The organism is Flavobacterium plurextorum (assembly GCF_024638035.1).
GTDB classification, from domain to species: domain Bacteria; phylum Bacteroidota; class Bacteroidia; order Flavobacteriales; family Flavobacteriaceae; genus Flavobacterium; species Flavobacterium plurextorum.
In genome coordinates this window covers 4,022,289-4,041,067 of record NZ_CP100442.1, presented here as the reverse complement: position 1 = coordinate 4,041,067, position 18,779 = coordinate 4,022,289, and the positions used below count along the sequence as shown (strand labels likewise).

The window sequence follows — 18,779 nt, the reverse complement described above, 5'->3', positions numbered from 1 at the left end:
GTGACAAAAACAAATATATTTTTTTTACATAATTGGCTTTGTGAATTGTCACCCTGAGCGAAGTCGAAGGGCGTTGCGATTAGCACGTGGGCTTCGACTTCGCTCAGCCTGACAACGACTTCGCTTGAGAAATGGATATCTAAAAGCTATGTTTCTGTATTAAAAAAATATTTATTGAATTAAGAACTCAACATCAACTATAACTACTATCAAAGAACCAAAACTATTATGAAAACCAAAGGAACCAATTATTTCATATCGCTCATAACGCTGATCGCAGCATTAGGAGGTTTTTTATTCGGTTTTGATATGGCTGTTGTCAGCGGAATTATCGAACCATTAAAAATGCAGTACAACTTATCATCAGCACAAGAAGGATTATTTGTTTCCTGTGCTTTATTAGGTTGTATTGTCGGCGTGGCTTTTTCAGGTTATTTAAGTGACAAAATTGGAAGAAAAAAAGTATTGTTCGTTTCAGCCATATTGTTTTTAATCAGTGCAGTAGGCTTTGCATTTTCAGAAGAATATCCAATATTAATTTTATTTCGTGTTCTTGCCGGAATGGGCGTAGGAGTAGCCTCGAATGTTTCACCGCTTTATATCTCAGAAGTAGCTCCTTCTCATAAACGCGGACAATTGGTTGTATTTTATCAACTAGCCATAACCGTTGGAGTTTTAGCAGCATATATCAGTAATTTTTTCCTTCAAAAGTATGCAGTCTCACATTCCGCAGAAGGTCATGGTTTACTTCATTGGTTGTTTGTTGAAAATGTTTGGCGCGGAATGTTTATTGTTGGTGTAATTCCTGCCGGAGCATTTTGTTTGTTATTACTTATAGTTCCAGAAAGCCCGCGCTGGTTGGTACAATTCGGACTCGATGAAGAGGCTTTTAAAATACTAAATAAAATAAATGGAAACGAAAAAGCTCAATTAGAACTGCATTCTATTAAAGAAATGGCCAGTCAAAAATCTGGAGGTTACAAAGAATTACTGCGGCTGCCTTTGCGTAAATTATTGGTTTTGGCGATGGTGCTTACGGCGTTATCACAATTTAGCGGTATTAACGGAGTAATTTTTTACGGGCCTACAATTTTAAAATCAGCTGGAATTGTAACCAGCGATGCGTTGTTTTACCAAGTAATATTAGGGTCGGCGAATGTACTTTTTACATTTGTAGCCATTTTTAAAGTCGACAGCTGGGGACGAAGACCGTTGTATATTGTTGGTTCATTGTGTGCTGCCTTTGCATTGGCTTTAACAGGTTTTTGCTTTATGATGAATATTACAGGATGGTTTATGCTGTTTTGTATCATCTTATTTCTTTTGTTTTTTGCCTTCTCTCTTGGACCGTTAAAATTTGTAATCTCAACCGAAATTTTTCCAACACATATTAGAGGAACAGCCTTGTCAATATGTATTATGACGATGTGGGTTTCTGACTGGATTGTAAATCTGTTGTTTCCTATAATGAGAGACGGATTGGGTATCGCAGCAACATTTTTTATCTTCTCATTCTTCTGTATTCTTTCTTTCGCTTATGCAAAAAAGAAACTATTTGAAACCAAAGGAAAAAGCCTAGAAGAAATTGAGAAATCTTGGAATTTAGATGTAAAAGCAGAAGGGCTCAAAGAAATTGAGAAAGCATAAATTGTATTTAGAAAAATGTGTAGCGTCCAGCTTTAGCTGGATGTAAACAATAAGATTTAGATTGCTGGCTTTAGCCAAAAGGTATAAGTTAGGCTAAAGCCATAATCTGGAATCAATTTTACCCTCCAGTTAAAACTGGAGGCAATTCAAATGTTTCTATGTGTTTAGAAGAATTACACGCAACGGGTTAAATCAATAATTTACTATTTGCAGTCTCATTTTATACTTTAAATATTATGAAAAAGAACGTACTACTATTTATCTTTTTAATTTTTAACCTTACAACTTGGGCGCAGCAAAAGCCCAACATAATTATAATTTATGCGGACGATTTGGGTTATGGTGATTTAAGCTGCTACGGCATGTCGAAAATCAGCACTCCAAATATTGATAAACTGGCAAAACAAGGATTGCAATTTTCTAATGCACATTCGACTTCCGCAACTTGTACACCTTCTAGATTTGGATTACTTACAGGCAAATATCCGTGGAAACAAAAAGGAACTGGAATAGCTCCAGGAGACGCTTCATTAATTATTCCCACGAATAAAGCGACTCTTCCTTCAATGCTTCAAAAGGCGGGTTATACTACGGCTGTAATTGGTAAATGGCATTTGGGATTGGGAAAGAACGGAATTGATTGGAATAAAGAAATTAAACCCGGACCAAAAGAAGTTGGTTTTGATTACTCGTTTATTATGCCTGCTACTTTAGATAGAGTTCCGTGTGTTTACGTAGAAAACGGAAGAGTAGTAAATCTTGATCCAAAAGATCCAATAAGGGTTAGCTATAAAGAAAAAGTTGGCAATGATCCAACAGGTAAAGAAAACCCAGAACAATTGCGAATGAAACCTTATCCAAATCAAGGACATAATGAAACAATCGTAGACAGCATCAGCCGGATTGGATATATGAGCGGCGGTCATAGTGCATACTGGAAAGATGCTGATATTGCTGGTGATATTACAAAAAAGGCAATCAGTTTTATATCAAAAAATGTTTCAAATCCTTTTTTCCTGTATTTCGCAACCGGCGATATACATGTACCTCGTTATCCTCATAGTATGTTTCGCGGTAAAAGCGGAATGGGACTTAGAGGTGATACCATATTACAACTGGATTGGACAGTAGGTGAAATAGTGAAGGCATTAGAAAGTTTGAAACTTACCCAAAATACACTGATAATTTTCAGCAGTGATAATGGGCCTGTAGTAAATGACGGTTATATGGATAAAGCGGTTGAAATGTTAGGAAGTCATAAACCAGCAGGACCATTACGCGGAGGAAAATACAGTGCGTTTGAAGCAGGAACTACAGTTCCGTTTATCGTAAAATGGCCCGAAAATGTACAGGCTGATAAAAAGACATCTGTATTGTTAAGTCATGTAGATCTATTTTCTTCGTTAGCAAAACTCACAGGACAACCATTGCAAAACGATGATGCTCCAGATAGTTTTGATATGTTGACACAACTAACAGGGAAATCTAAAAAAGATCGATCTTATTTAATTGAACAAGGAGGGCCGTTATCGATCATTCAAGGAAAGTGGAAGTATATCGAACCTTCAAAAGGACCTCGTGTTGATCATGATGTAAATATTGAATTAGGCAATGATCCACTGCCTCAGTTGTATGATTTGAGTAAAGATAAAGGAGAGAATAACAATCTTGCATCTCAATATCCTGATGTGGCGGCAAATCTTTCGGCGTTACTAAAATCCAGTAAAGAATTGGAAATAACAAGACCATAATTGATTAAAACATATGAATTTTAGAAAACAAAATAGCAGTAAATTATTCCTTTACCTTTCACTGATTTTCGCAGCGCAATCTCTTTTTGCTCAAAAAGAAGTTCCTTTTTTTGGAAAAATTAATTGGGTTAATGGTTTTGCAAAAGAAATTACAGGAGAGAATATTACGTATAATTCGGCTTTTCAAGATTATGCAACTGTTGCACTTTTAACGAGAACGACAGATGGAAATAAAACAATAGAATGGGAAACAGCTCCCGCTCCAAAAGTTATAAAAGACGATTACGTATATTTCAGCTGGGTGGCAGGACATTCGTCAGGATCAAGCAGCGGAGACAGAAATTTTGATTTGTACGTGGACGGAAAAAAGATTCTGACTTTTACAACGTTACCTAAAAATCAAAAGACAAACTGGATTTTTAAAGCAGATGATGGATCGGCATTAGCATTTCAACAAATAAAATTAGATGGTGCAAGCGATTCTCAAGGATATGCATTCTTGCGTCTTCCTGTCAATAAAGTAAAACCTGGACAATCTGCTCGAATAAAAATTGTTGGTCACAAGCAAAACAGCAACGATTGGTTTATGACTTTCAAATTTGCATTTGAAGAAAATGTAAAAGTTACTCCAATGCCTTTTCTTCTAAAAAATGGCACACAAACGCTTGCTTTAAGTGTCTTGCATTTTGGTAAAGACGAAACTGTAAATGTAAAAATCAACGCAAAAGAAAACTATACCTATACGGCAAAAGACGGAATGAACAATTTTGATATTCCGATTGCGGCAGTTACAAAAGACGAAAATATAAAAGTTCAGGTAAAGCTTGCAGGCAAAACTTTTATCGACGATTTTTTTGTTGTTAAACCTATTGTTTACAGAGAATTTCACTTACTGCATCATTCACATACTGATATTGGTTATTCGCATTTACAGCCTGAGATTGTAAAAGTGCACAATAAAAATATTGATGATGCACTCGAAATGATCGAAAAAACAAAATCATATCCAGAAGAAGCAAAATTTAAATGGAATATTGAATCAATTTGGGCAGTCGAAAATTATTTGAAAATTGCGACACCGCTTCAAAAAGAGAAATTTACAGCGGCTGTAAAAAATGGCGACATTCTGCTTTCGGCATTATATGTAAATATGCTTACCGGAATGAGTCAGGCCGAAGAAATGTTTCATTACACAGATTATGCCGCTAAACTTCGTAAAGACTTTGGTTTTACGATAAACAGCGCAATGATTTCTGATGTACCTGGATTTGCTTGGTCAACCGTAACGGCACTTTCAAAAGGAGGCGTAAAATATTTCTCTATAGGTTCTAATTTTATGGGATTAGATCATCCGTATAGAGGAGACAGAGCGGGTCATTTTCTTAAAAACTGGGGAGACAAACCTGTTTGGTGGACGTCGCCATCTGGACAAGATAAAGTATTGTTTTGGGCTGGAGCCAAAGGATATTCGTCATGGCACGGTATGCAGCCGGGCGATATTTATGAAAGAGGAGCCAAGAAAATTGCAGATTACTTGAATGAATTAACCGCCAATAATTATCCATACGATATGGTGCAATGGCGTTTTAATATTATTGCAGACAATGCTCCAATCGAACCTAATGCTTCTGATTTTGTAAAGAAATGGAATGAAAAATATGCTTCTCCAAAACTAATTCTCAACACTGCCGATAAAATGTTTGAAGCATTTGAGAAAAAATACGGCGATAAAATACCAACTGTAAAAGGTGATTTGACGCCTTATTGGGAAGATGGAGCACTTTCGACAGCTGAGGAAGAAGGAAAAAACAGAATCAACAGTTTACGTTTGCAACAGTTAACGACGCTTTATACCATGTTGCAGCCTAAAAAGTACGATCAACAGAGTTTTTATGAAGCTTGGAGAAATATTATAATGTTTCACGAACATACTTGGGGAGCACACAATAGTATATCTGACCCAGATTCTCACTTTGTAACCGAACAATGGCGTATAAAAAAACAATTTATGCTTGACGCAGATGCAGAGATCAATGCATTAGAGAAAAACTTGTTTGAAACCATAAGCAATTCAAAATCCAAGAGAATTGCAGTTTTCAATACATCATCTTGGAAAAGAACAGGATTAGTGCTTATTGAAACAACTGTAAAAGGAAAATCTGTAAAAGATGCAAACGGAAAAATTACACCATTACAGCAATTAAGCAACGGAAAATATGCCTTTATTGCTAGTGATGTTCCAGCTTTAGGAACTGCATTTTATGAAATTACAGATAAAGCAAAATCGGACTTTGTCAATCAATTTATTTTAGGAGATCATTCTTTGTCTAACGGAAAAATTGAGTTTGGCTGGGATAAAACCAACGGAAGTATTACAAATTTAAAAACGATTTCAGATTATAACTATGCGGGAGATTTCAATAAACAAGGTTTAAATAGTTACTGGTACGTTCCCGGTTTAAATCCAGAAGAAGTTCAAACAAATACAAATGTTCAAGTAAAAACTTTGGAAAACGGACCTGTAGTAACATCAGTTTCGATTACTTCTGATGCACCAGGGGCTAATAAATTGGAACGAATTATTTCGCTTTACAGTGGAAGTAATCAAGTGTTGATTCATAATATTTTAGACAAGAAAGCCATTCGTACCAAAGAAGGCGTTCATTTTGGATATCCATTCAATACGCAATTAACAAAAACTACGCTTGATGCAGGTTACGGAACAATTGAGTTTTTGAAAGATCAATTGGCAGGATCAAATATGGATTTTCTTTATGGAAGAAGATGGCTGGATGTTTCTTCAGGAGATAAAGGAGTGCAATGGATGCTTTTAGAATCTCCTTTGGTCGAACCAAATAGTATGGTTGACGAACGAAAAGAGGTTGTGCCTAATTATAAAGAATGGAAAAAAACGGAGAAACCAACTTCTACATGGTTTTCATATGTAATGAATAATTATTGGCACACCAATTATAAAGCTGATCAGAGCGGCATTGTAAATTTTAAATACGCACTTCGACCTCATGAAACGACAGATAGAACACTAATGGAAAAAGAAGCGTCAGAGTTTACACAGCCATTGATTGCCATGACTGTAAATGAAGATGTAAAACTGCCTGCAAATTTATTCGAATTGACTAATTCTAGAATCGTGGTAACCAGTTTAACACCAAATCAAGATGGTACAATATTGATGCGTTTGTTCAATCCAGAACAATCAGAACAGCAAACCAAATTTGTATGGAAATCTTTGCTGCCAAAAACAATAATAGATAAAACAACTGGTGAAGAAAAAGCAAATTCAGTTGAAATTAAAATGAGAGGAAGCGGAGTTTCAGAGTTTATACTGAAGATATAAAATCAACCCCGCTGGGTTTAATTGCAAAAAATAATAATAATCCAACACATAGAAACATAGATTTTATGTCTAAAAAAAGGAGATAAAAAGAAACACGTTTCTTTCACATAGTTGGCTTTGTGAATTGTCACCCTGAGCGAAGTCGAAGGGCTTTCCAATTGGCACATGGCTTCTCCCGAAGCCTCGGGATCGCTCAGCCTGACAAATGGTTATAAAAAACTATGTTTCTATGTGTTGGAAATAATTGCACACAACAGGTTAAAATCAGTTTAAACCAGCGTCTTCGCGACAACGAATCCGCTTAATCCGTGTCAAAAATTAACCGTTGCAATAAAAAAAAATGCCTTGATATTAAATTTAAGATATATGAAAACAATTTCAAAGACAATACTATTGTTCGCAATGATCATTTCGCTTTTTTCTTGTTCGGAGAAAAAGGATGATTTTAATGCAACAGCTTGGGTCGATCCGCAGATAGGTTCCGTGCACGGACGTTGGTTTTTTTATACGCCGGCTTCTCTGCCTTTTGGAATGGCGAAATTGGCTCCGCATACGAATGCGTATGGAAGCGGCGGAAGCTGGGCACCTTGCGGTTATGACGATAGACATAATTCGATTGAAGGATTTGGACATTTTCACGAGTTTCAAATTGGCGGTTTGGTGGCAATGCCAATAACTGGAAAATTACAGACTACGCCGGGAACTTTAGAAAAACCAGAAACAGGATATCGATCATTATTTGATAAAGAAGAAGAATATGCAGAACCGGGATATTATTCTGTTTTCTTAAAAGAATATGGAATAAAAGCAGAGTTGACAGCGACAGAAAGAGTTGGTTTTCACCGCTACACTTTCCCAGAATCTGCGGCATCACATATTATTTTTGATATTGGACATCGTCAAGGTGAAAGCAGCGGTGTTACCGAAGCCACGATGAAACTTTCAGGAAAAAATACATTAGAAGGAACAATAGAAACTTTTCCCGAGTATTTGAAATTCTGCGATCCTGAAAAGCGTGTAAAAATGTATTTTGTAATTCAGCTTAGTAAAACGCCGCAGTCTTATGGTTCATTTGTAGAAGATAAAACGTTTGACGGTCAAAAGGAAACTAAGGGAATTGGAAACGGAATGTATATCAATTTCGCTACTAAAAAAGGAGAAGTTGTCGAGATGCAAGTGGGACTTTCGTACACAAGTATCGAAAATGCAAAATTGAATTTGAAAGCCGAAGCAACAGAACAAACTTTTGATGCCGTAAAAGAAACGGCTCACGAAAAATGGAATGAAAAGTTAGGTCCAATTAAAGTAGAAACGAAAGACAGTATTAATAAAGTAAAATTTTACACAGGTTTATATCACGCTCTTCTAGGACGTGGATTAGCTAGTGATGCTAACGGAAGTTATCCGAGACATGATGGCAAAATTGGTAAAATTCCGCTTGACGGAAACGGAAAACCAAAATACAATCATTACAACACAGACGGAATCTGGGGCGGATTCTGGAATTTAGGACAGCTTTGGGCATTGGCATATCCAGATTATTTGAGTGAATATCTTCAATCGAATATTGATTTCGCAAAAGAAACAGGTTGGTTACACGACGGAACAGCAGCTGGAGCGCACGCAAATGGCGTACAAACAAATTGTTTTGGTTTGATGATTGCGGCAGCTTATAATAGCGGAATTCGAGATTTTGATGTAGAAGAAGCTTATAAAATTGCCTATAAAAATGAAACAGGTTACAGCAAACGTCCGTTTGGTTCAGGAAAATACGACTTGGCTTATTTTGTAAAAGACGGATATATTCCTGCAAAAGATACTACACTTGCAAATGGCTGGGTGTTTAATTTTGGTGCCTCTCACACATTGGAATTTGCGTACACTTCTTACGGAGTTTCTCAATTTGCAAAAGCCTTAGGTAAGACCGAAGATTATAAAAAACTAACAAAACAAGCAGGAAACTGGAAGAATATTTTTGATCCTGAAACCAAGTTTATTCGTCCAAAGTATGAAAACGGAAAATTCATTGAAAACTTCAATCCAATGCAGGCTTGGAGAGGATTTCAAGAAGCAAATGCCTATCAATATACTTGGTATGTACCACAAGATCCTGCAGGGTTAATCAAGGTTTTAGGTTTAGATTTGTTCAACAAACGTTTGGAAACTACGTTTAACGAAAGTCAAAAATCGACTTTTGGCGGAGGAAACGGAATTGATAGTTTTTCAGGATTAGAAATGCTTTACAATCACGGAAATCAGCCATGTCTGCATCATTCATTTCTATTTAATTATTCAGGTAAACCTTGGCTTACACAAAAATGGTCACGCGCCATTTGCGAAGAATTTTATGGTGCTGAACCACTTCATGGTTACGGATTTGGACAAGATGAAGATCAAGGACAATTAGGAGCTTGGTTTGTAATGGCTTCAATGGGGTTGTTTGATGTTCAGGGACATGCAGCCATGAATCCCACGTTTCAGTTTGGAAGTCCATTATTTGATAAAGTGACCATTAAACTCGATTCAAAATTTTATAAAGGCGAAGAACTGATAATAGAAACAAAAAATAATTCGAAGAAAAACAAATATATCCAGTCAGCATCTTTCAACGGAGAGAAAATAGAAAATGCTTGGATTGATCGCAAAAAACTAACAGACGGCGGAACCTTATTTTTTGAAATGGGAGCAAAACCAAATACTAAATGGGGAACTAAGACACCGCCGCCGTCAATGAGTACAAGTGAATTTGGATCATAATTTTTTTTAAACACATAGAAACATAGCTTTTTTTGGTTGTGTAAAGTAGGGATACAAAAAGAAACATGTTTCTAACAGATAGTCCCGAAGCTTCGGGATCGCTCAGGGTGACAATTCACAAAGCAATTATGTGAAAGAAATGTATTTCTTTTTGTACACTTTATTTACAATTAAAATCTATCCTGAAGCGTCGGGACTATGTGTTTAAAAAAACTAATCGCAACGAACTAAAAACAATAAACAATAATTCCAATTTAAATAAACATGAAAAAAATACTTTCGTCAGCAGCGGCACTTGCTTTTATGCTGACTCTTACAGCACAGCCAAAAATGCCGATTGACAAAAAAATGTCGGAGAAAATCAAGAACGATCAAAATATGGCGTTCGTAAAAAAGAAAGCTTTAGAAGTAATTAAGACTGGCGTAAATGCTGGAGATGGTTACCGTGAAGTGTGGATTCGTGATTATAATACTTTTATTGAATTAGCTGCACAAGTCACTAAAAAAGAAGATATAAAAGAGAATCTGTTAGTGTTTTTTAGAATGCAGGGTGATGACGGAAACATTATTGACGGCTATACTCCTAAAGAGCAAATTGGAGCAGGAGAAACAGATTTCTCTTATTCAAAATTAGAACCAAGATATGCAGCACATAAAAACACTGTTGAAACAGATCAAGAAACTTCATTGGTGCAAGCCGTTTACAAGTATATTCAATTAACAGGCGATAAATCGATTTTAGCAGAAAAAGTAGGTGATAAAACCGTTGCAAAAAGGTTAGAATGGTCTATGGACTTTTTAATGAAAAACCGCTATACCACAAAATACGGCTTAATTACAGGTTCAACAACAGCAGATTGGGGCGATGTACAGCCAGAAGATGGTTACGGAGTTGATCTTGATGGAAATACGCATATGGCTTGCGATATTTATGACAATGCTATGTTTATTGTGGCGTTGAATAATTTAATGGAAATGATTCCGTCAACAAAAAACAAATGGCAGAAAATCAAAACAGACGTTGCTAAAAACACAAGAACTTATCTTTGGGACACTAAAAATAAAAAATATATTCCGCATTTATATTTAAACGGATCACCTTTTCCTGCAGATTTTGATGAGAATAATATTTACTATTTTGGAGGAACAACAGTTGCAATGGAAGCTGGATTATTGAGTAAAGCAGAAGTAAAAGCTTCGCTTGACGAAATGGTAAAAAGAGTTAAAGAAGCTGGAGCGCCATCTATAGGTTTAACGCTTTATCCGCCATATCCAAATGGTTATTTTGTAAACAAAATTATGAATCCAATTTACAGTTATCAAAACGGCGGCGATTGGACTTGGTTTGGAGCAAGAACAATTCAGCAATTAATTAAATACGGATATGTAGAAGAAGCATATAGAGAAGTGCAGCCAATGCTGAAACGAGTAAAAGACAACAACGGTTTCTACGAATGGTATTCGATAAATAATGAGCCGAGAGGATCGGGAACTTTTAGAGGCGAGGCAGGAGTTTTATACACTGCAATTGTAATGTTCGAAAATCTGAATAAATAAGAAAATCCACGGAAAGGTGAAGTAGATAAGATAATTATCAACTTCACCTTTTTTATGGAGTAGGTTTTTATATAACCTTAACTTAAGACTGCGTTTATGTAAGTGAGATATTTCGGAAGAAATATCTCTTTTTTATTTTTTAACATAAAGTATGGGCAATTGTAAATTAAATTTAGATAAAATCGGAGTATTATTTAATCAAAAAGATATTCTATCTTTAAATTTCTGAAATATTTCAAATAAAGTAGTAATGAAGAATGTTTATTCTTTGAAGTAAAGTAAGTTATGTTTTTTTAAAACAATTGGCTTAACTGAATTATACAGTCATTTGCTTTAATTGATAAAACGATTTAGTAAAAAAGAAACTCGATAATAAAATTTAAAATCTCAATAATGAATTGCTTAAAAAATTACCGATTTGTACTGTTTTTTTGTTTCTGTGTCGGAATTGCTTCTGCACAGCAGAAAACATATCCTTATAAAAATCCAAACTTATCAATAGATAAAAGAGTAGACGATTTACTAAAACAATTGACGATTGAAGAGAAAATTTCTTTATTAGGATTCGAAAGCAAAGCCGTTAAACGATTAGATATTCCGCAGTATAATTGGTGGAACGAATCATTGCACGGAGTAGCACGAGCAGGAAAAGCAACCGTTTTTCCGCAAGCTTTAGGAATGGCAGCCTCTTTTAATGATAACTTATTAAATGAAGTGGCAAATGCAATCTCAACCGAAGCCAGAGCTAAAAATAATATGGCTGTAGCCAAAGATCGTCGTTTACAATATATGGGACTGAATTTCTGGTCGCCAAACATCAATATTTTCAGAGACCCGCGTTGGGGAAGAGGACAAGAAACGTACGGCGAAGACCCATTTTTAACTGGAAAAATGGGAACAGCTTATGTAAAAGGTTTACAAGGAACAGATCCAAAATACATGAAAGCGGCAGCTTGTGCCAAACATTTTGCGGTGCATAGCGGTCCTGAAAAAAACAGACATTCGATTGATGTGATTGTAGATGAAAAAGATTTGAGAGAAACTTATTTGTACGCTTTCAAAAAATTAGTTGATGCAAAAGTAGAAACGGTAATGTGCGCTTATAATCGTGTAAATTCTGAGCCATGTTGTACAGGTAAAACATTATTAAAAGATATTTTACGAAATGAATGGAAGTTTGGAGGTCACGTTGTTACCGATTGTTGGGCACTTCAGGATATTTACGAAAGCCATAAAACCCTGCCAAACAGCGTAACTGTTGCTGCAGAAGCAATTAAAGCGGGAGTAAATATGGATTGCAGCGGATTATTACAAAAGGATGCTATCAACGCTTTGAATCAAAAATTAATTACCCAAAAAGACATTGATAATGCATTAGCACCAACATTACGTACACAGTTTAAACTTGGATTTTACGACAAAGCAGAAGATAATCCGTATAGAAAATATGGCATAGACAGTATTGCAAATACGTATCACAGAAACCTAAGCCGAAAAATGGCTGAACAAAGCATGGTTTTGTTGAAGAATGGTGAAGTGGGAGAAAAGAAAACAAAATTGCTTCCGCTGAAAAAAGACGATTATAAATCGATGGTTGTGGTTGGGCCAAATGCAGCTTCACTAGATGCTTTGTTAGGTAATTATCACGGAATTACAGATAAAGCTGTAAATTTTGTAGAAGGTATTGCGGGAGCTGTTGATCCTGATACTCGTGTAGAATATGATATGGGATGCGACTTTACCGATACAAAGAATTTTGGTGGTGTTTGGGCAGCTTCTATGGCTGATTTGACGATTGCCGTAATTGGTTTCACTCCAGTTTATGAAGGCGAAGAAGGTGATGCTTTTCTAGCAGATGGAAAAGGAGACAGAAAAAACATGGATTTACCGGCTTCTCATATTGCGTACATAAAAGCGCTTCGTAAAGGAACTAAATCACCTCTTATAGCAGTAGTAACAGGCGGAAGTGCGGTTGATATTTCGGCAATTGAGCCTTATGTAGATGCAATTGTTTTTGCGTGGTATCCTGGAGAGCAAGGCGGAACTGCTTTGGCAAATCTTCTTTTTGGAAAAGTATCTCCATCAGGACATTTACCGGTTAGCTTTTACAAATCGTTCAGCGATTTACCAGATTATAACAGTTACGCAATGGCAGGAAGAACGTATCGCTATTCTGATAAAGAGGTACAATATCCGTTTGGTTTTGGATTAAGTTACAGCACTTTTGGCTACAATTGGGTTAAACGACCTACGAGAGTCACAATGAGTTCAGACGAAATTTCAATGCAAATCGAAATTTTTAATACAGGTCAATATGATGCTGATGAAGTAGCTCAGGTATATGTAGAATATCCAAACGTTGATAGAATGCCGTTGAAAGAACTCAAAGCTTTTAAACGCGTTTCGTTGGTTAAAGGAAAATCAAAAACAATCACATTGCAAATTCCATTGGAAGAGCTACAAAAATGGGACGAGACTACAAAACAATTTAAGATCTATGAAGGAAACTACACATTGAAAATCGGATCGAATTCAAGAGATACAATGTTGGAAGGTAGTTTTGAGATTGTGAAGTAGAGATAAGTAAGAAGAAAGAGTGTAGAGGAAAGAGTGTAGAGGAGAGAGTGTAGAGGAGAGAGTGTAGAAGAAAGAGTGTAGAAGAAAGAGTGTAGAGGAAAGAGTGTAGAAGAAAGAGTGTAGAAGAAAGAGTGTAGAGGAAAGAGTGTAGAGGAAAGAGTAAAGATTATAGAGTAAAGATTATAGTGTAAAGATTATAGAGTAAAGAAGCTCAGGTTTGCTCCGCTAGAGATTAGTGAAAATTCGTGTAATTCGTGGCAAAAAAACTTTTCAGATTACAATAGATATATCAAATTAAAAAAAATATGAATAAAAATTTAAAATCAACATTTTTTGCAATTTTAGGACTTTGCTGCCTGCAAATGCATAGCCAGACTGGGAAACAAAATTTGACGCAATATGTAGATCCGTTTATTGGAACAGGATTTCATGGACACGTTTTTATGGGAGCAAATGTTCCTTTTGGAGCAGTTCAGTTAGGACCGGTTAATATCTCGCAAGGTTGGGATTGGTGTTCTGGTTATCATTATTCTGATCCAACAATTATTGGGTTTTCACACACACATTTAAGCGGAACTGGAATTGGTGATCTTGGGGATTTACTTTTTATGCCTGCGGTTGGTAAAATCAATCTGAAAAAAGGAACTGCCAAGGACATGGAAAACGGTTATATCTCAGGTTTCGATCATAAAGATGAAGTTGCAAAACCGGGTTATTATTCTGTTATTTTAAAGAAAAACGGAATCAAAGCGGAAATGACGGCTTCAGAGCGAGTTGGATTTCAGAAGTATACTTTCCCTGCTTCAGATAAATCACATATCGTTCTAGATTTAGTAGAAGGAATTGGATGGGACAAAGCAGTAGATACTTATATCAGAGTAAAAAATGATACATTGATTGAAGGATATCGTTTTTCGAAAGGCTGGGCGCCGGATCAACGTATTTATTTTGCAGCAATTTTGTCAAAACCAGCTAAGAAAATCCAATTGTACAACAATACAAAAGAGATGATCAATAAAGTGGTTTTAGGAGATAGTGCCAAAGCAGTGCTTCAGTTTTCAACTTTAAAAGATGAAGTGATTAAAATTAAAGTGGGAATTTCGGCAGTAAGTACAGAAAACGCTTTAATGAATATTAAAAAAGAAATTTCAGGCTGGAATTTTGAAAAAGTTGCTGTTCAAGCAGATGAAAAATGGAATAAAGAGTTGAATAAAATTGAAGTAAAATCGAAAGATATTGCTAAAATGAGAACATTTTATACAGCATTATACCACACCATGATTGCGCCATCAACTTACAACGACAGTAATGGCGATTATTACGGTTCAGACAAACAAGTGCATAGAGCAGCAGGATTTACCAATTTAACTACATTTTCGTTGTGGGATACTTATCGTGGTGCAAATCCTTTGCTTACGCTAACACAAACGGATAAAGTTTCGGATATTATTAATTCGATGCTCGCGATTTATAAAGAAACAGGGCATCTTCCGGTTTGGCATTTAATGGGGAATGAAACCTATTGTATGCCTGGAAACAGTGCAATTCAGATTGTTGTTGATGCATATTTAAAAGGAATAAAAGGAATTGACGGAGAATTAGCTTTCGAAGCTGTAAAAGCAACAGCAATGCAGGACGACCGCGGACTGAATTTCGTAAAAAAAATAGGCTACATTCCTGCAGATAGTTTAAGAGAATCAGTAGCTATTGGTATGGAATATTCTATCTCAGATGGAGCAATTGCAATGATGGCAAAAAAAATGGGCAAAACAGAAGATTATAATTATTTCATTAATCGCTCAAAAGCCTACAAAAAATATTACGATCCTTCGACAACTTTTGTACGTGGAAAAGTAAGTGATACGCAATGGAGAACACCTTTTGATCCGTTTAAATCAGCACACATGAAAGATGATTTTGCCGAAGGAAATGCATGGCAGTATACTTGGTTAGTTCCTCATGATGTAGAAGGATTAATTGCTATGCTTGGCGGTGAAAAATCATTCACTAAAAAATTAGATACTTTGTTTACAATTACCGGCGATATGGGAGCAGAAGCTTCTAGTGATATTACAGGTTTGATTGGGCAGTATGCGCATGGAAACGAGCCAAGCCATCATATTACATACCTTTATAATTTCGTAGGACAACCTTGGAAAACAGCCGAAAAAGTACGTTACATTGTTGATAATCTATACAGTGATAAACCAGATGGATTGTGTGGAAATGAAGATGTCGGACAAATGTCGGCTTGGTATATTTGGAGCGCAATGGGAATGTATTCTGTAAATCCATTCAACGGAATTTATGTTTTCGGAAGCCCAAGTATGGACGAATCAACATTGAATTTAGGAGATGGAAAAAGTTTTACAGTAAAAGCGTTAAACAACAATGCAAAGAATATCTACATTCAAAAAGCAACTTTAAACGGAAAGCCTTATACTCAAAGTTATATTCTTCATTCGGATATTATGAAAGGCGGCGAGTTAATTTTTACAATGGGTGATAAACCTTCTAAAACGTGGGGAGTTGCGGCAAAAGACAGACCTTATTCTGTGAAATAGTTCATCCGAATCAAAAGTTGAAGTTTATAGTTTTTCTAATCAGACACGGATTATACAGATTCGCTAACGCGAAGACGCGGATTAAAATGGATTTTATTTATCTAAAAATTTAAGTTGATAATCTGTCTTAATCTGCGTTTTTACGAAGTAAATCCGTTTTATCCGCGTCATAAATGTGTTTTATTAGATCATTAGTTCGAGTAACGGATAGTTATAATATTAAATTGTAAAATGAAAAGAAGAGATTTATTAAAATATATTGGTTTAACTGCCGGAACTGTAGCCTTAACAGGTTCAACTTCTATTATTTCTGCAGCAGAGAAAAGTACTAAGTCCAAAAGAGTTTTGCGAATTGCGCATATTACAGATGTGCATATTCGACCTGAAGAAAATGCTCCAGATCGATTTATAAAATGCTTAGAAGAAATCAAGAAACACAAAGTCGATTTTTTTCTCAATGGCGGAGATTCCATTTTTGCAGCAGACTATGATAATATTACTCGCGAAAGAGTAAATGAACTATGGAAAATTTGGAGCGATACAACAAAAGGAATCAGCGGTTTTGAATTGCACAGCTGCCTCGGAAATCATGATATGTGGTGGGCAGCGCCAAACAAACAAGATACTATGTATGGGAAAGACTATGTAGTAAAACAATTAGGAATCCCAAACCGCTATTACAGCTTTGATAAAAAAGGATGGCACTTTGTAATATTAGACAGTAATAACGGCGGCGGTTCATTAGATGATGAACAGCGTTTATGGCTCGAAAAAGATTTACAAAGTATACCTGCTGGTACGCCAGTTGTCTGCATGAGTCATTTTCCCATTCTTGCTGTCTGTACGCATGTTGACGGAGGAAACCACACCGATTCAAAATACATCAGCGATCTTTTTTATAAACATAAAGATAAAAAGATCACGTGTTTAAGTGGACACATTCATTTAAAAGATGAAGCCGTTTACAACAATGTACATTATTATTGTAACGGTGCTTTGAGCGGTTTTTGGTGGGAACCGGGAGACAAAGATTCGGCAGGGAAAACTTTTTACAAACAAACACCTCCAGGATACGCCATTATTGATCTGTTTGAAGATGGATCAGTTGTAAATCAATATTACCCGCATTCCTTTTAAATGCATCTTTTTTGTTTAAAATTATCATAATAGACAATTAATAATTAAACAAGGGTAATATTGAATTAATAATTATACTTTAAGTATTATATTTTTATAATCGTAAAAAAGTATAATTTTAATAAAAAGCATATGGCATTAATAACGCAGTTGGATGTTCAAAAAGAGACTGGTACAAAAGAAAATAAGAAATGGCTTTTTCCTTTTATATTAGTTACCAGTTTATTCTTTTTCTGGGGTTTTGTACACAATCTAGATCCAATACTAATTCCACATTTACGAAAAGCATTTAATCTAACAGACTTAGAATCGTCTTTAATAGACTCTTCAGTTTTTATTGCCTATTTTGTTATGGCTTTGCCTGCGGGATATATCATGCGAAAGTACGGTTATAAGTCAGGTATTATGATTGGATTGGTTCTATTTGGTATTGGCTCCATTTTGTTTGTTCCAGCCGCCAATTCACTGCAATACATTTACTTTTTGGGCGCTTTATTTGTTATCGCCTGCGGACTTACTTTTTTAGAAACAGCAGCAAATCCATATGTGACAATATTAGGACCAGCAGAAACAGCTACCAAAAGATTAAATTTCTCTCAATCATTCAACGGGTTAGCTGCTTTTATTGCTCCGGCTTATATTGGTCCAATGATCTTATCAGGTAAAAATCTAACTCAAGTTCAAATGGACGCTATGGCTCCTGCCGAATTGCACGCTTATGTTTTAGAAGAAGCAGCAAGTGTAAAAATGCCGTATTTAGTTTTAGGACTAATTATTCTAGCAGTTGCAGTTTTGTTTTATTTTACCAATATACCAGATGTAAAAGACGAAGATAAAGAAGGAGCAGACGGAGCAAGTTTTGCCGGAGCCTTAAAATCAATGCGTTTGCGTTGGGGAATATTAGCACAGTTTTTTTATGTAGGAGCACAAGTTTGTGTGGGAAGTTTTTTTATTAAAATGGCGACTACTTCTGCAGGACTTGCAGAAGGTGTTGCAGCAAAGTATTTAGGATTTTTTGGACTAGCATTTATGCTTGGACGTTTCGCTGGTACATTCTTCATGCAATACATAGAACCAAGAAAATTATTAATCATTTATGCCATTATTAATATTGGCTTATCCATATTAGCCATAACAGGAACGGGAATGTTAGTGGTTTATACTTTAATAGCAATAGCATTTTTTATGAGTATCATGTTCCCAACTATTTTTTCAATGGGAATTGAGGGACTTGGACATAACACAAAAATTGGTTCCTCATTAATCGTAATGTCAATTGTTGGAGGTGCATTGCTTCCTCCAGTTTTAGGATTGATTTCGGATATTACGGGAAGTATTCAATATGGTTATGTTGTTCCATTGACATGTTTCTCGGTAATTCTATTGTTTGCATTTAACGGACATAAAACAAATAAAGCATAAATTCTATTT

General features: G+C 35.7%; 9 protein-coding genes. All 9 read left to right on the top strand.

All coding sequences use genetic code 11. From position 1 onward, the window contains the following. The first annotated feature begins 228 nt into the window (after nucleotides 1–228). The 9 genes from NLG42_RS17870 to fucP all read left to right on the top strand — a co-directional run bounded on the left by NLG42_RS17870 (nucleotide 229) and on the right by fucP (nucleotide 18,770). Nucleotides 229–1,647 carry a sugar porter family MFS transporter gene (locus NLG42_RS17870; protein WP_089056353.1) on the top strand — a complete coding sequence of 473 codons (1,419 nt, stop codon included), beginning with the start codon at nucleotides 229–231 and terminating at the stop codon, nucleotides 1,645–1,647. A gap of 236 nt (nucleotides 1,648–1,883) precedes the next feature. Beyond that, nucleotides 1,884–3,398: a sulfatase family protein gene (locus NLG42_RS17865; protein WP_257681769.1), complete on the top strand. Its 1,515-nt coding sequence runs from the start codon at nucleotides 1,884–1,886 to the stop codon at nucleotides 3,396–3,398. Between the two features lie 13 nt (nucleotides 3,399–3,411). Continuing rightward, on the top strand, nucleotides 3,412–6,756 hold the full coding sequence (locus NLG42_RS17860; RefSeq protein WP_257681768.1) for a glycoside hydrolase family 38 N-terminal domain-containing protein: 3,345 nt from the start codon (nucleotides 3,412–3,414) through the stop codon (nucleotides 6,754–6,756). Nucleotides 6,757–7,122: 366 nt separating this feature from the next. Then, nucleotides 7,123–9,513, top strand: coding sequence for a GH92 family glycosyl hydrolase (locus NLG42_RS17855; RefSeq protein WP_257681767.1), 2,391 nt, complete (start codon nucleotides 7,123–7,125; stop codon nucleotides 9,511–9,513). A gap of 264 nt (nucleotides 9,514–9,777) precedes the next feature. Then, on the top strand, nucleotides 9,778–11,070 hold the full coding sequence (locus tag NLG42_RS17850; RefSeq protein WP_257681766.1) for a glucosidase family protein: 1,293 nt from the start codon (nucleotides 9,778–9,780) through the stop codon (nucleotides 11,068–11,070). Between the two features lie 393 nt (nucleotides 11,071–11,463). After that, entirely contained in the window at nucleotides 11,464–13,647 is a 2,184-nt protein-coding gene (locus NLG42_RS17845) for a glycoside hydrolase family 3 N-terminal domain-containing protein (RefSeq protein ID WP_257681765.1), read from the top strand. 305 nt (nucleotides 13,648–13,952) lie between these two features. After that, a complete protein-coding gene (locus NLG42_RS17840) occupies nucleotides 13,953–16,211 on the top strand; it encodes a GH92 family glycosyl hydrolase (RefSeq protein ID WP_257681764.1) in 2,259 nt (752 codons plus the stop codon). 231 nt (nucleotides 16,212–16,442) lie between these two features. Then, entirely contained in the window at nucleotides 16,443–17,348 is a 906-nt protein-coding gene (locus NLG42_RS17835) for a metallophosphoesterase family protein (RefSeq protein ID WP_099718479.1), read from the top strand. A 132-nt stretch (nucleotides 17,349–17,480) separates the two neighbouring features. Further along, on the top strand, nucleotides 17,481–18,770 hold the full coding sequence (gene fucP, locus NLG42_RS17830) for an L-fucose:H+ symporter permease (protein WP_257681763.1): 1,290 nt from the start codon (nucleotides 17,481–17,483) through the stop codon (nucleotides 18,768–18,770). Nucleotides 18,771–18,779 lie beyond the last annotated feature (9 nt).